This is a genomic window from Pigmentiphaga sp. (genome assembly GCF_033795525.1).
GTDB lineage: Bacteria > Pseudomonadota > Gammaproteobacteria > Burkholderiales > Burkholderiaceae_B > Pigmentiphaga.
Window position 1 is genome coordinate 581,721 of record NZ_JARYGM010000002.1, and the last position, 14,054, is coordinate 595,774.

Here is a 14,054-nt window from a genome sequence, read left to right on the forward strand (position 1 = left end):
GCCTCCTCAGGCCAGAGCGGTCTCCGGTTCGCGGGCATGGCCGGCGGTTTCGCCTGCACTGGTCCTGTCCAGCCTCAAGGTCATGCAGTAAGCGCCGCCGCCCGACATCATGAACGGCGACAAATCGACCGGCGTGACCATGTACCCGCGCTCCGCCAGCACGGAACGCAAGCGGTCGGTGGGCGTAGCCATGATGACGTTCCTGCCGACATTGACCGCATTGACGCTGAAGCGCGCCAGATCTTCTTCGGTCGCCTGGATGAGCATCTCTGAAGGAACCCGCTCGCGCAATGTGCGCAGCGCCTGCGCCGTCAAGGCCGGCGCAAAATACAGGATCTCGCCTCCGGATAGGGGACAGAAACAGACGTCCAGGTGATAGCAACGGTCCGACACCAGCTCCATCGGCACGACCTCCCGGCCAAAGAACTCCCCGATCCGGGCCAGCGACGCTTCGGATGATCGCGGCCCATAGGCCGCCCAGAACCATTGGCGATTGCCATCCCATATGGCATCACCCGCGCCCTCCTGGTAGCACCCCGGAGGCAATTGGGCGACCTCCGTCAATAGCCCCCGCTCGCACAAGCCCTCGAACAGTGTCAGGAACGCCGCCTCTTCGCCCTGGCGCTGGGGATAGCGGAAGCGCGCGAGCAGCGCCCTGCCGTCAAGCACGATGGCGGCGTTGGCCGGAAAGACCATGTCCGGCAGCCCCGGAGTCGCTGCGCCGACAATCACTTGGCAGCCGGCGCCAACCAGCGCCTGGTGCAATACCTCGGACGCGCGGCGCGCGGCCGCAGCCAGGCGCCCCGGCTCCTTCGCCCACAGATCGGGCTTCATCCATGGGTTGATGCGATAGCTGACATCGAAATGGGTCGGTTCGACCATCAGGATCCTGGCTTGGGTGCTCACGCGGCCTCCTTCTTCGGCTGTCGTTGCGGTCTCCTCGACCGCAGCGCCATTCTGCGCGCACGCAGCGCCAACCTGTAGAGCAAAAACTGCGCACTTCCGGCGGTGGATTGCCAGAACGCCAGACTCTGCTATCGTTTTGACACCGCCCGCCGCGGGGGAGCGTCATGGACGATATCGACCACCGATTGATTGCCCTGCTGCGCGACAACGCCCGCACGCCGGTCTCCGCGCTGGCCCACAAGCTCAAGGTGTCGCGCGGAACCGTCCAGAACCGCATGGCGCGGCTTGAAGAACAGGGCATCATCGTCGGCTACACGGCGCGCTTGCGCCCCGACGCCCAGCCGCGCGGCATCCGGGCCTGGATGAGCATAGAAATCGAAGGCAATACCGCGCGCCGGGTATTGCAGAGCCTGCGCGGCGACCCGGCCGTCCAGGCCTTGCACACGACCAACGGCCGCTGGGACATCATGGCCGAACTGCTGGCCGAGGACCTCGAAGCATTCGACCGGGCCCTCGAGCGGATACGGCTGATTCCCGGTATTGCCAACACCGAGACCAACATCCTGCTTTCCACCTACGTCTGAGCGCCGTTCATGTCCCAAGACGCCTCGCTTCGCCCTTACACGCGTTCAGGCGGCAGGACGTCTCACTGTTGGGGGAGTATCTCCAGCACGGTTTCCATCGGCCGGCAAAGACGCGTGCCGCGCGGCGTCACGACTATGGGCCGGTTGATCAGGATGGGGTGCTGCAGCATGAAATCGATCAGTTCCTCGTCGCTCCATTTGGGATCACCCAACCCCAACTCCTCATACGGCGAACCCTTGACCCGCATCGCTTCGCGCACCGGCAATCCCATCGCCTCGATCAGCGCCTTGAGGGTCTCCCGGCTGGGCGGCGTCTTCAAGTATTCAATGACCGTGGGGGTGTAGCCACGCTCCTGCAGCAAAGCCAGCACCTTGCGCGAGGTGCCGCATGCCGGGTTGTGATAGATCGTGATGTCGCTCATTGCATAGCCTCAAACGAAGAATCGGCAACGCGCGGCTCTCGGGCCGCCTGCCGCTCCGGAATCATAGCCGGTCAGCCTCATGACGGCCGGCGAGCTGTTTTGTGCACTGCAACCTGGTGCTGATAAGCTATCGACATTGCCGCCGGCCGCCGCGGCCCACCGTGCTTCTTGATGAATACCCCTAGCCTGCAAAACCCGACCTCCTCCGCCCCGCCTCCTTCGTTCGCCAAAGCGCTCGCGGCGCTGGGACTGGGCGGTTTCGGCATTGGAACCGGCGAGTTCGTCATCATGGGGCTTTTGCCCGACGCCGCCCAGGATCTCGCCATTTCCATTCCCGAAGCGGGCCACCTGATCAGCGCCTATGCGCTGGGCGTGGTGGTAGGCGCCCCCGTCCTCGCGGTGCTGAGTGCGCGCATGCCGCGCCGCGCCCTGCTCGTTGCCCTGATGGCCTTTTTCGCCCTCGGCAACTTTGCCAGCGCGATGGCACCGGGATACCTGTCGATGATCCTGATGCGCCTGATGACGGGCCTGCCGCATGGCACGTACTTCGGCGTCGCGGCCCTGGTAGCCGCCTATCTAGCTCCCGGCGGGCAACGCGCGCGGGCGGTGGGCTACGTCATGCTGGGGTTGACGGTAGCGACCCTGATCGGCGTCCCGCTGGCGGCCGGACTCGGGCAGTGGCTGGGATGGCGAGCCGCCTTCACCCTGGTAGGGGTCATCGGCGTAATGGCCGCGCTGCTCGTCTGGCGGTGGATTCCCGACATCCCCGCCAGCGAAGGCGCAAGTCCCTGGCGCGAACTCGGTGCGCTGCGCCGCAAGCAGGTTTGGCTCACGCTGGGTATAGGCGCGATCGGTTTCGGCGGCATGTTCGCGGTCTTCAGCTATATCAAGCCCACGCTCATGGAACTGGCCGGCCTGCCGGTACACGCCGTGCCCTTCGTCCTGGCATTGTTCGGCCTCGGCATGGTGGCCGGCAACCTCCTGGGCTCGCGGCTGGCCGACCGCGCCCTGATGCGAACGATCTGCGGCTTGCTGGTCTGGTCGGGCGTGGTGCTCGGCTTGTTCTGCCTGACCGCCTCCAGCATCTGGCTGGGTTCATTCAATGTCTTTCTGGTGGGAACCATTGTCGCGATCGGCCCGGCCTTGCAGATCCGGCTGATGGATGTCGCGGGCGACGCCCAGACACTGGCTGCCGCGCTCAATCACTCGGCCTTCAATCTCGCCAACGCGCTGGGCGCCTGGCTGGGCGGCGTGACCATTTCGGCCGGACTGGGATGGGCGTCCACCGGCTGGGTAGGACTGCTCCTTGCGCTGGGCGGACTGGCCATTTTTGGCTTGTCGTACGCCGATATGCGTCGCGCTCGAGCCGCCGCGGCGCCCGCCGGCCGACTGTCGTAGCCATGGCAGTGCTGAGCGCCGGCATCCTGCTGTACCGCCCCGGCTCAGGCGAATGGGAAGTGCTGCTCGCCCACCCCGGCGGACCGTTCTGGCAACGCAAGGACACCGGTGCCTGGACCCTCCCCAAGGGCTTGGTCGAGGCCGGCGAAGACCCCGCCGCCGCAGCGCTGCGGGAATTCCGCGAAGAATTGGGCAGCGTGCCGGCGGGCACGCTCGAGCCGCTGGGCAGCGTGCGCCAGCGGTCGGGCAAGGAAGTCGTGGCCTTTGCCCTGCGGGGCGACTTCGACCCCGCTCAACTGCGCAGCAACACCTTTGAACTGGAATGGCCGCCGCGCAGCGGCCGCGTGCAAAGCTACCCCGAAGTCGATCGCGCCGGCTGGTTCAGCCTCGCCGCCGCGCGCGAAAAACTCATCGATGCGCAGCGCGCCTTCATCGACCGGTTACAAGATTTGCTGTCCACCGCCCGATAAGGCGTGTTTTCATTACCTTCGACCTGAACCTCCATGGAGGCGCACGATGGTACGAACGCCGAACACTCCTGCCGCGCCGGGCGGCCTATCGTGGCCGGAGACGCTGAAAGCCTTGGGCGCGCACTGGGGCTGGTTCGTGGGCCTGGGTATCTTGCTGCTGCTTCTGGGTCTTGCCGCCGGCATCTATGTCATTGCCGCAACAGTCGCCAGCGTCTTGTTCGTCGGAGTCATGATGCTGGTGGCTGGTATCGGGCAGTTGATCCAGGCCTGGCGTGTCAAGAACTGGCGCGGTTTCCTGCTATGGACGCTGAGCGGCGTGCTCTATGGGGTGGCGGGCGGCCTTGCTCTCTACAATCCGATTGCGGGGGCGGCCGTACTGACGCTGCTGCTGGGCGCCTTCCTGATCGCGGCCGGCGCGCTGCGGCTCTGGATCTGGTTCCAGCACCGCAGCCAGCATGGCTGGGGATGGCTGGCCTTATCGGGCGCGATTACCCTGCTCGCCGGGGTGCTGATCGCCATCGGATGGCCGGCCAACAGCCTCTGGATATTGGGACTGCTGCTGGCCTTCGACCTGCTCTTCCAGGGCATTACGCTGGTCTTGCTTGGCCTGGCGCTGCGCAAGGGGCGCCCCATCGCCCCGTCCCCGCGACGCGCCTGACGGCTCCCCCGGCCAGGCCTGTGCGGGCGCGTGCCTGGCGTACGGGTCATAATGGAGCCTGCCGGCGTCCCGCGCCGGCCCATTCTCCTATCGTATGAGCCGTACCGAAACCTCTTTCCTGCGCACCCTCTCGAGCTTGCGCTGGCTGGCCATAGGCGGCCAGGCCGCGACCATCCTCATCGCCAGCGGCCCCCTGGGCGTGGACCTGCCCCTGACCATGCTCTGGAGCGGCGTCGCCACCCTCATCATTTTCAATGTGTACGCGGGATGGCGGCTGCGGACGGGGGAAGAGCCTTCACACGCCACCGCCTTCGCCCACATGCTGGTGGACATCGTGGTGCTGGCCTGGATGGTGGCCTGGAGCGGCGGCATCACGAACCCGTTCGGCCTGCTGTTCCTGGTCCTGATCGCGCTGGCCGCGATGGCGCTGCCGCGTCAATGGGCGTATGCCACCGCGGGTGCGGGGGTAATTGGCTATGCGGCCGCAGCGTCTTTCGGCCGCCCCCTGCGTGCACCGGGCGATGCCTACGAGCTGCTGTTGTGGGGCATCGCGGCCAGCTTCCTGATCTCCGTCGTGGTGATCCTGATTTTCTCCACCCGCCTGGCCGCGGACTTGCGCAACCGGGAACGGGAACTGGCCGACCTGCGCGAGCGCTTCGCGCGCAACGAGGGCATCGTCGCCCTGGCAACGCATGCCGCCTCGATGGCGCATGAGCTGAACACGCCGTTGGCAACCATGACGCTGCTGGCGGACGAAATCGCGGCCCAGGCCCAGACCGACGACTTGCGGGCCGATACCGAGATGCTCACCGAACTGCTGGCGCTGTGCCGGGAACGCGTCCGCAATCTCGCTGTCCCAACGGAAGTGGAACTGGAACGTGTGGTGGAACAGTGGAAACTGGTGCGCCCCACGGTCGAGTTGCATCGCACGGGGGTATTGCCGCGCGGCTTGCGTGTCGAGCCCTCGGTCGCCCATCTACTGCAAGCTTTGTTGAATAATGCGGCCGACGCCGGCGTCCAGGCGGGGGCCCCGCAGGTAGACCTGCATCTGGAATGCAAAGGCGGCATGGTGCGCGGCGTGGTACGCGACTACGGCCGCGGCTTCAATCCCGACCAGCCCTTGCTGCCGGCCACGCTCTTCCGTAGCGCCAAGCCTGGAGGCCTGGGCGTCGGGCTCGCGCTGTCGCACGCCACGGTCGAACGGCTAGGCGGCGAAATGACCATGACGGCAGCCGAGGGAGGAGGCGTTCGCATCCAGTTCCAACTGCCCGTGGAAACTACCGTGACTTCATGATGACTGCCTTGGATACCGGACTGCTGGTCGACGACGACGAACTCTACTTGCGCACGCTGCAACGCAGCCTGGCCCGCCGCGGCCTGGAAACCCGCACCGCCACTACCATCGCCGAGGCGCTGCGGATCGCCGACGAGATCCGGCCCGGCTTCGCGCTGATCGACCTCAAGCTCAGCAGCGACGACTCCGGCCTGACGCTGATCAAGCCGCTGCGCGCGCTGCGAGCCGACATGCGCATCCTGCTGGTCACCGGCTATGCCAGCGTGGCAACCGCCGTGGACGCCATCAAGCGCGGCGCCGACGACTATCTGCCCAAGCCCGCCACCGCCGACATGATTCTGCGGGCCCTGGGGCTGGAAAAAGCAGAAGCCGTCACCGTGGAATCCACCATGATTCCGTTGCACCGGCTCGAATGGGAGCATATCCAGCAGGCTTTGCACGAGACGGGGGGCAATGTCTCCGCCGCCGCCCGCCTGCTGAACATGCACCGCCGTTCGCTACAGCGCAAACTGGCCAAGCGGCCCGGCCCCGAACGCGGACCGGAGGTGGAATAATTCCGGCGCGCAGGCACTGGTATAAGTTCTACTGAATACCTCTCCGGGATGCGGTCATAATGCGGGCCCCCACCATCGTTTGCATGGACTGCCCGTGACGCCCCGCCAGTTGCGCTATTTCGTCGCCATCGCCCGGGCCGGCAATATCAGCCAGGCCGCGGCGGTGCTGCATGTCGCCCAGCCCTCCTTGAGCCAGCACATGGCCGCGATCGAGGACGAGCTCGGAGTGCCGCTGCTCGAACGGCACGCCCGAGGGGTCACGCTCACGCCCGCCGGGCAGCGGCTGTTCGACCGGGCCTGCTCGATCCTGCGCCAGCTCGATCACCTGCCAGACGACGTCGCGGCGGCCACCGGCCTGCCCCGGGGGGAAGTGCGACTGGCGATGGACGGTTCGATCGCCGCACTGGTCATCGCGCCGCTGTACCGCGCGATGGAGGCTCGCTATCCGGACGTGCGGGTGTCGGTGCTGACCGGCCTGTCGCACCAGATGCTGCAGTTGGTCCAAACCCGCAGCGTCGATCTGGCGCTGATGCCCAACGCGTTCGAGCTGCCCAGCCTGCTGAGCGAACCGGTCTACGAGGAACGGTTCTGCCTGTTCGGCGCCAGCGGCAGCTTTCCCCCGCAGCTGAGGCAGATACGGTTCGATGACATCGGCGATCGCCCCCTGGTCGCCACCGACCGGCAGCACGACCAGCGCAAGCTCATCGAGCGCGTGGCCGATGCGCGCAAGCGCACCCTGAACGTGCGCTACGAGATCAACGATGCGGAACTGACGCGGGCCCTGGTGCAAAGCGGGCTCGCCCAAGCTATCTTGCCGAGCAATGCCTTCGCAGCCACCAGCTTGCGCAACGGCGTGCGCGCCCTGGAGATCGTCGAACCCGTGCTCCACCGCATCCAATCCGTCGCCTGGCCCAGCGGTACGCCGCTCACGCCGGCGGCGGAAGCAACGCGCCAGTGCCTGCACGATACCGTGGCGGCGTTAATCGACGCTCGTGCGCTCCGGGGACGCCTTCCTCGCGTAGACAGGCATAGGGAAGAACCTATACCTTGACCGAAGAAATGGTATTTGTTGCAGGTCGGCGGCAATCCCATACTTCGCGTGTCTACAATCGCAAAAGCCTATGTCCCAGTTATCTCCTTCGTTCCTGCAAGCCCTCACTGGCGCTCTTGGCCAGGATGCGGTGCTCACCGGCAACGCCATCCCTGACCACTGCCATACCGACTGGAGCCGCATCTCGCCACTGGCTCCCCAAGCCTTGCTGCGTCCGACGGATACCTCTCAGGTGGCCGCAGCCCTGCGCCTTTGCCACGCACACCGCGTTCCCGTAGTTCCGCAAGGCGGACTGACGGGCCTGACCGGCGGCGCGGTCCCATCGCCTGGCGCAGTGGCGCTGTCGCTGGCCCGCATGAACAGGATCGAGGCGGTCGACCCCGTCGGCCGCACCATCACCGTGCAGGCGGGCGCGACCCTCCAGGCCGTGCAGGAAGCCGCGCACGCAGCAGGCTGTATCTTCGGCGTCGACCTGGCCGCACGCGGGTCCTGCCAGATCGGCGGCAACCTATCCACCAACGCCGGCGGCAACGGCGTGGTGCAGTTCGGCATGATGCGGGAACAGGCGCTGGGGCTGGAAGCGGTGCTGGCGGACGGCAGCGTGCTGGATATGATGCGGCCGCTCTACAAAAACAACACCGGCTACGACCTGAAACACTGGTTTATAGGCGCCGAAGGCACGCTGGGCATCATTACGCGCGCCATCCTACGCCTGCAGCCCGCGCCCAGGGCGCGGGCCACCGCGCTGGCCGCGGTGCCGGATTGCAACAGCGCCCTGGCGCTGCTGGGGCGGCTGCAGGCCCGCGCGCCCGGCGGGGTCGCCGCCTTTGAACTGATGTGGCGGGATTTCCTGAACCTGGCCCTGGCCTGCATCCACGCCCCTGCCCCGTTCGGAAACGAATATCCGCTGGTGGTGCTGACCGACCTGACAGGCACCGACGAAGCAGAACTGCAGGTCGTGCTGGAAGATGTACTGGGCGAGGCCATGGCCGAGGGGCTGGCCCTGGACGCCGTACTGGCGCAATCGCAAGCGCAGGCCGCGTCGCTTTGGCGCATCCGGGAAGCCACCGCCGAGCTGCCACCCGAGATGGCCCTGATCAACTTCGACATCAGTCTGCCGCGAGCGGAACTGGGCGATTTCGCAGACCGCTGCATAGAGGCCCTGGCCAGACGGTGGCCCGGCCACCGTTCGCTGCGCTTCGGCCACTTGGGCGACGGCAACCTGCACCTGAGTACCGACGCCAACTCGCTGGGAGGAATGTCCTTCGAGCAGGCCCAGCACGAAGTCGAATCCATCGTCTATGGCCTGGTTGCCCGGGCGGGGGGCAGCATATCGGCCGAGCACGGCGTCGGCCTGCATAAAAAGCCCTACCTCGGCGCGAGCCGCAGCCCAGCCGAAATGACCGCCATGCGGGCCATCAAGCACGCCCTCGACCCGCTGGGATTACTGAACCCGGGCAAGGTGTTCGATCTTGCCTGAGGACCCGTCATTCATCGTTCCCACCACTTTCCAGGAACCACCATCGTGAAACGACGCTTCGCCCTCCGTGCCCTCTCCGGCCTAAGCGCCGCCGCGCTGCTGGCCACCGCGCCAGTGCATGCCGACAATCGCCCCATCAGGATGCTGGTCGGATATCCGGCCGGCGGCAGCAGCGACGTTATCGCCCGCCACCTGGCCCAAGGCCTCCAGAAGGAACTGGGCCGCAACGTCGTCGTCGAGAACCGGCCCGGCGCCGGGGGCCAGATTGCGGCCCAGGCGCTCAAGGCCGCGCGGCCCGATGGCACGACCCTGTTCATGTCCAACAGCCACACGGTGGCCATGATCCCGTTGACGCTGCGGGAACCGGGCTTCGATACGGCCAAGGATTTCGTCCCGGTCAGCCTCGTGGCGGTCAATCCGGATGTATTCGTCCTCAATACCGACGTGATCGGCAATCCGAAGGCTGGCCTGCTGGAATTCGCCGAATGGGTCAAGGCAAATCCCGGCAAGGGCAACGTCGGCGTTCCCGCGCCGGCCAGCGCACCGGATTTTGCCGTGGGCGTGATAGGCAAGGCCCTGGGCGCGGATCTCAAGTCGGTCCCTTACCGCGGCGACGCCCCTATCGTTCAGGACGTCATGGCGGGGCAGATTCCGGCGGCCATCGGGTCGGTCGGCGCCATGCTGCAACCGGCCAAGGCAGGGCGGCTGCGCATCGTGGCAGTGAACGGGACGGCTCGGCTGCCGTTCCTTCCCGATGTACCCACCTACCTGGAACTGGGCATCAAAGGCTACGAGGACGTCATTTTCAATGGCGTCTTCGCGCCCGCCGGCACGCCCGCCGACCTGATCGACACCTACAGCGCTGCCATTGCCAAGGTCGTGAAATCGCCCGAATTCGCAGAAAAACTGGCGGCCCTGAACATAGAACCCGTGTTCGGGACGGCGAGCGAGCTGAACGCCCGGCTGCAGGCCACCCACGAAGCATGGAGCGTCATGGTCAAGAACGCCGGCTACCAGCCTCAATAAGCCCGTGTTGACGCCCGCGCCGACGGGCGCGGTCGGGACCGGCCTGCCCCGCCCCGGCCATCATTCAGGAGATTTCCATGAGCATCATCCACACGCAGCCTCTGACCGGCCCGGCCGTCTGGAAAGGCCCCGACTTCGACGGCGACGAATCCTGGATCCACCGCTTCACGCCGGAGACCATCGCGATCCTGGAACACGCGCTCGGCGAACTGAAGTCGCGCGGCCTGAGCTTCCCCCACTTCACGAAGGACGACTTTCCCGTTCATGCCCTGGCGCCGGAGTTCCAGCGCTACGCCGAGGAACTGGAGAACGGCCGAGGCTTCCTGTTGCTGCGCGGCCTGCCGGTGGACCGTTATACCGAGGAAGAACTCAACTGTCTTTATTACGGCATGGGCCTGCATATGGGCACGCCGGTACGGCAGAACCCGCGCGGCGACCTGCTCGGTGCGGTCATGAACGTCGGCGACGTCACCCAGAAGACGACCCGCGTATACGAAACCAACCTGTACCTGCCCTACCACTCCGACCCCTCCGATGTAGTGGGGCTGATGTGCGTGCGCAAGGCCATGCGGGGCGGCCTGAGCAGCCTGGTGAGCGTGGCGGCCATTTATAACGAGATCCTGGCTCGGCATCCCGAGCTGCTGGGGCTCTACTACCGGCCGATGTACTTTGCCCACCTGTGCGAAGACCAGCCCAGCCTGTCGCCCATCTTCAGCTATCACCACGGCAAGCTCAGCTGCCGGTACCTGCGCCAATACCTGGAATTGGGCCACGAGATCAAGGGCTGGCCCCTATCCCGGGTGGAGATCGCGGCACTCGACCTGTTCGACGAAATCATGCACGATGCCACCATCCGGCTGGACATGATGCTGGAGCCCGGGGATATCCAGTTCGCCAACAACTACGCGGTCCTGCACTCGCGTACCGAATTCGAGGACGATCCTGACCCCGCGCGCCGCCGCAAGATGATCCGCCTGTGGCTGAAGATGGCCAACGCGCGGGAACTCGCACCGGAATTCCCCGGTCGCAACGGATTTCCGGCGCCGAACTGAGCGCCTGCCGCCAGGCCGGCGGCTCGCTGGCAGCCGAGTGCGACATATTGTCGCAGGGTAGGCCCTAGGGACGAACCGTCACAATTGGCCACAATCCCTGTAAACCCCTGGGCGGAACGGGCTTTCGAGCCCCGCGCCGCCCCCCTTTCCTCCCCGGCGCGCGACTTTTTGTCGCACTTCTTTTCTAGACCGTCTCAGTAGGATGCGGAACTGGCGGACTTCGCCAACGATTCTTCAACCAAGGCTGGACGTGAGTAAATCCTTCTTTGCGAACGCGGGACGCACGATATGCGTCGGTGCGGTCATGTTGCTGCTGGCTGGCTGCAACATGGAAATTCTAAATCCCAAGGGCGACATCGGCGCCCAGGAAAAAACCCTGCTCCTCACCGCTCTGGGGCTGATGCTGCTCATCGTCGTGCCGGTCATCATCCTCACGCTCTGGTTCGCGTGGAAGTATCGCGAGTCGAACACCAAGGCCGAATACGATCCGAAGTGGTCGCACTCCACCGCCATCGAGGTCGTGGTCTGGACCATCCCCTGCATCATCGTTGCCATCCTGGCCGTGCTGACCTGGAAAAGCTCGCACGAACTCGACCCGTACCGGCCCATCCAGTCCGAAGCCAAGCCGATCCAGATCGACGTCGTCTCGCTGGACTGGAAGTGGCTGTTCATCTATCCCGAACAGAGGATAGCGACCGTCAACGAGATTGCCTTCCCGGTCGACGTTCCGGTGAATTTCCGCATCACCTCGGCTTCGGTCATGAACTCCTTCTTCATCCCGCAGCTGGGTAGCCAGATCTACTCCATGGCGGGCATGGAAACCAAGCTCCACCTCATTGCGCGCGAGCCCGGCACCTACGCCGGCATCTCGGCCAACTACAGCGGCGCGGGCTTCTCGGGCATGCGCTTCAAGGCCATCGCCACCAGCCGCGAAGGCTTCGAGGATTGGGTGCGCAATGCCCAGGCGTCGCCCAACAAGCTGACGGCCGAATCCTACCAGGCGCTGGTCTCGCCCAGCGAGCACGAGCCCGTGGCCTACTACTCGGGCGCCGAACCTACCATGTTCGACGGCATCATTTACCAGTACATGGCCTCAGCAGGCATGGATACCGGGATGTGCACGCCTGCCAATTCACCCAAGATCGCCTTGTCGGAGTAAATCGATGTTCGGGAAACTGACCCTGGATGCCATTCCGTACCATGAACCCATCGTCATGGTCACGCTGGCCGCGGTCGTCGTTTTGGGCGCCGCCTTGCTCGGCGCCATTACCTATTACGGCAAGTGGACCTACTTGTGGAAGGAGTGGCTGACCACCGTCGACCACAAGCGCATCGGCATCATGTACATCATCGTGGCGCTGATCATGCTGCTGCGCGGCTTTGCCGACGCCATCATGATGCGCACGCAGCTGGCCATCGCCTCGGGCGACTCGGCCGGGTACCTGCCGCCGCACCACTACGACCAGATCTTCACCGCCCACGGCGTGATCATGATCTTCTTCATGGCCATGCCGTTCATCACCGGCTTGATGAACGTCGTCGTACCGCTGCAGATCGGCGCCCGCGACGTGGCCTACCCGTTCCTTAACTCGCTGAGCTTCTGGCTGTTCGGTGGCGGCGTCGTGCTGATCATGATGTCGCTGTTCGTAGGCGAATTCGCCGCCACGGGCTGGCTGGCCTATCCGCCGCTGTCGGGCCTGGACTACAGTCCGGGCGTGGGGGTGGATTACTACATCTGGGCCTTGCAGTTATCAGGGCTGGGCACCACGCTCAGCGGGATCAACTTCATCGTCACCATCCTGCGCATGCGTGCGCCCGGCATGACGATGATGAAGATGCCGGTCTTCACCTGGACCGCGCTGGTCACCAACATCCTGATCGTCGCTGCCTTCCCGGTGCTGACGGCCACGCTGGCGCTGCTGACCGCCGACCGCTACCTGGGCACGCACTTCTTCACGAACGACCTGGGCGGTAACGTGATGATGTACGTGAACCTGATCTGGATCTGGGGCCACCCCGAGGTCTACATCCTGATCCTGCCCTGCTTCGGCGCGTTCTCGGAAATCATCGCCACGTTTTCGCGCAAGCCGCTGTTCGGCTACAAGTCCATGGTCTACGCCACGGCGGCCATCGGCGTGTTGTCCTTCCTGGTCTGGCTGCACCACTTCTTCACCATGGGATCGGGCGCCAACGTCAATGCCTTCTTCGGCATTGCCACCATGATCATCTCGGTGCCCACCGGCGTGAAGATCTTCAACTGGCTGTTCACGATGTACCGCGGGCGGGTGCAGATGAGCGTGCCCGTGCTGTGGACCCTGGGCTTCATGGTGACCTTCGTGATCGGCGGCATGACGGGCGTGCTGATGGCAATCCCGGCGGTGTCCTTCGTGCTGCACAACAGCCTGTTCCTGATCGCGCACTTCCACAACACCATCATCGGCGGCGTCGTGTTCGGATGTATCGCGGCCATGGTGTACTGGTTCCCGAAGGCCTTCGGCTTCAAGCTGAACGAGCGCCTGGGCAGGTACTCGTTCTGGTGCTGGATCGTGGGCTTCTTCATGGCCTTCATGCCGCTCTACATCCTCGGCTTCATGGGCATGACGCGCCGCCTGAACCACTACGACAACCCTGCCTGGCAGCCCTACCTGATCGTTGCCTGGGTAGGCGCGGCCATCATCGCGCTGGGTATCGTCTTCCTGCTGCTGCAGATCGCCGTGAGCGTCCGCGACCGCAAGAAGAACGTCGACTACGACGGCGACCCCTGGGGTGGCCGTACGCTGGAATGGTCCATTTCCTCTCCCCCGCCGTTCTACAACTTCGCGAAGGTGCCCCAAGTGACGCAACTCGATCAGTTCTGGCATGACAAGGAAACCGGTGTCGCCTACAAGCGTCCCGACCACTACGAAGACATCCATATGCCGCGCAACACCGGGGCCGGGGTGTATATCGGCATTGCGGGAACCATCCTGGGCTTCGCACTGATCTGGCACATCTGGTGGCTCGCGGCGGCCGGCCTGGTCGGCATGATCGGCGCCTTCATCGCCCGCGCCTACGACCGCGACGTGGACTACTACGTCAAGGCTGACGAGGTGGCGCGCATCGAGAACGCGCATTTCGAGGCGGCGAAGAAAGCGGCGTAGCAATCCTCCGCCGCCTGAC

General features: G+C 65.1%; 14 protein-coding genes. 12 read left to right on the plus strand and 2 right to left on the minus strand.

All coding sequences use genetic code 11. The annotated features are described in order from the left end of the window. Positions 1-6: 6 nt before the first annotated feature. Positions 7-906 (minus strand): dimethylarginine dimethylaminohydrolase family protein, encoded by a 900-nt coding sequence (locus QHC78_RS07475; protein WP_319743248.1) that lies wholly within the window; start codon positions 904-906, stop codon positions 7-9. Positions 907-1,070: 164 nt separating this feature from the next. Between QHC78_RS07475 and QHC78_RS07480 the strand changes: the two genes are divergently transcribed. Continuing rightward, positions 1,071-1,490: an Lrp/AsnC family transcriptional regulator gene (locus QHC78_RS07480; RefSeq protein ID WP_319743249.1), complete on the plus strand. Its 420-nt coding sequence runs from the start codon at positions 1,071-1,073 to the stop codon at positions 1,488-1,490. Positions 1,491-1,552: 62 nt separating this feature from the next. On the opposite strand, the gene arsC is transcribed toward QHC78_RS07480, so the two are convergent. After that, a complete protein-coding gene (arsC, locus tag QHC78_RS07485) occupies positions 1,553-1,912 on the minus strand; it encodes an arsenate reductase (glutaredoxin) (protein WP_319743250.1) in 360 nt (119 codons plus the stop codon). 171 nt (positions 1,913-2,083) lie between these two features. Between arsC and QHC78_RS07490 the strand changes: the two genes are divergently transcribed. From QHC78_RS07490 to cyoB, 11 genes are all read left to right on the plus strand, one after another. Continuing rightward, positions 2,084-3,310, plus strand: coding sequence for an MFS transporter (locus QHC78_RS07490; protein WP_319743251.1), 1,227 nt, complete (start codon positions 2,084-2,086; stop codon positions 3,308-3,310). A gap of 2 nt (positions 3,311-3,312) precedes the next feature. Beyond that, positions 3,313-3,780, plus strand: a complete 468-nt coding sequence (locus tag QHC78_RS07495) for an NUDIX hydrolase (protein WP_319743252.1) — start codon at positions 3,313-3,315, stop codon at positions 3,778-3,780. A 46-nt stretch (positions 3,781-3,826) separates the two neighbouring features. Continuing rightward, positions 3,827-4,438 (plus strand): HdeD family acid-resistance protein, encoded by a 612-nt coding sequence (locus QHC78_RS07500; protein WP_319743253.1) that lies wholly within the window; start codon positions 3,827-3,829, stop codon positions 4,436-4,438. 94 nt (positions 4,439-4,532) lie between these two features. Then, a complete protein-coding gene (locus tag QHC78_RS07505) occupies positions 4,533-5,732 on the plus strand; it encodes an ATP-binding protein (protein WP_319743254.1) in 1,200 nt (399 codons plus the stop codon). Continuing rightward, a complete protein-coding gene (locus tag QHC78_RS07510; RefSeq protein ID WP_319743480.1) occupies positions 5,732-6,286 on the plus strand; it encodes a response regulator transcription factor in 555 nt (184 codons plus the stop codon). The genes QHC78_RS07505 and QHC78_RS07510 overlap by 1 nt, the downstream gene beginning before the upstream one ends. A gap of 94 nt (positions 6,287-6,380) precedes the next feature. Then, positions 6,381-7,337 (plus strand): LysR family transcriptional regulator, encoded by a 957-nt coding sequence (locus QHC78_RS07515; protein ID WP_319743255.1) that lies wholly within the window; start codon positions 6,381-6,383, stop codon positions 7,335-7,337. A gap of 70 nt (positions 7,338-7,407) precedes the next feature. Then, on the plus strand, positions 7,408-8,817 hold the full coding sequence (locus QHC78_RS07520; protein WP_319743256.1) for an FAD-binding oxidoreductase: 1,410 nt from the start codon (positions 7,408-7,410) through the stop codon (positions 8,815-8,817). A 45-nt stretch (positions 8,818-8,862) separates the two neighbouring features. Continuing rightward, positions 8,863-9,843, plus strand: a complete 981-nt coding sequence (locus QHC78_RS07525) for a Bug family tripartite tricarboxylate transporter substrate binding protein (protein ID WP_319743257.1) — start codon at positions 8,863-8,865, stop codon at positions 9,841-9,843. 77 nt (positions 9,844-9,920) lie between these two features. After that, positions 9,921-10,895, plus strand: coding sequence for a TauD/TfdA family dioxygenase (locus QHC78_RS07530; RefSeq protein ID WP_319743258.1), 975 nt, complete (start codon positions 9,921-9,923; stop codon positions 10,893-10,895). A 250-nt stretch (positions 10,896-11,145) separates the two neighbouring features. Further along, the gene (cyoA, locus tag QHC78_RS07535) at positions 11,146-12,054 is read left to right on the plus strand and encodes a ubiquinol oxidase subunit II (RefSeq protein ID WP_413816427.1); all 909 of its coding nucleotides are present in this window, start codon (positions 11,146-11,148) and stop codon (positions 12,052-12,054) included. A 4-nt stretch (positions 12,055-12,058) separates the two neighbouring features. After that, the gene (cyoB, locus tag QHC78_RS07540; protein WP_319743259.1) at positions 12,059-14,035 is read left to right on the plus strand and encodes a cytochrome o ubiquinol oxidase subunit I; all 1,977 of its coding nucleotides are present in this window, start codon (positions 12,059-12,061) and stop codon (positions 14,033-14,035) included. The last annotated feature ends 19 nt before the right edge of the window (positions 14,036-14,054 follow it).

Excerpts from the sequence above, each read along its gene's own strand:
- QHC78_RS07480 (WP_319743249.1), top strand. The coding sequence starts at position 1,071 with ATGGACGATATCGACCACCGATTGATTGCCCTGCTGCGCGACAACGCC.
- arsC (WP_319743250.1), bottom strand. The coding sequence starts at position 1,912 with ATGAGCGACATCACGATCTATCACAACCCGGCATGCGGCACCTCGCGC.
- QHC78_RS07490 (WP_319743251.1), top strand. The coding sequence starts at position 2,084 with ATGAATACCCCTAGCCTGCAAAACCCGACCTCCTCCGCCCCGCCTCCT.
- QHC78_RS07495 (WP_319743252.1), top strand. The coding sequence starts at position 3,313 with ATGGCAGTGCTGAGCGCCGGCATCCTGCTGTACCGCCCCGGCTCAGGC.
- QHC78_RS07500 (WP_319743253.1), top strand. The coding sequence starts at position 3,827 with ATGGTACGAACGCCGAACACTCCTGCCGCGCCGGGCGGCCTATCGTGG.
- QHC78_RS07505 (WP_319743254.1), top strand. The coding sequence starts at position 4,533 with ATGAGCCGTACCGAAACCTCTTTCCTGCGCACCCTCTCGAGCTTGCGC.
- QHC78_RS07510 (WP_319743480.1), top strand. The coding sequence starts at position 5,732 with ATGACTGCCTTGGATACCGGACTGCTGGTCGACGACGACGAACTCTAC.
- QHC78_RS07520 (WP_319743256.1), top strand. The coding sequence starts at position 7,408 with ATGTCCCAGTTATCTCCTTCGTTCCTGCAAGCCCTCACTGGCGCTCTT.
- QHC78_RS07530 (WP_319743258.1), top strand. The coding sequence starts at position 9,921 with ATGAGCATCATCCACACGCAGCCTCTGACCGGCCCGGCCGTCTGGAAA.
- cyoB (WP_319743259.1), top strand. The coding sequence starts at position 12,059 with ATGTTCGGGAAACTGACCCTGGATGCCATTCCGTACCATGAACCCATC.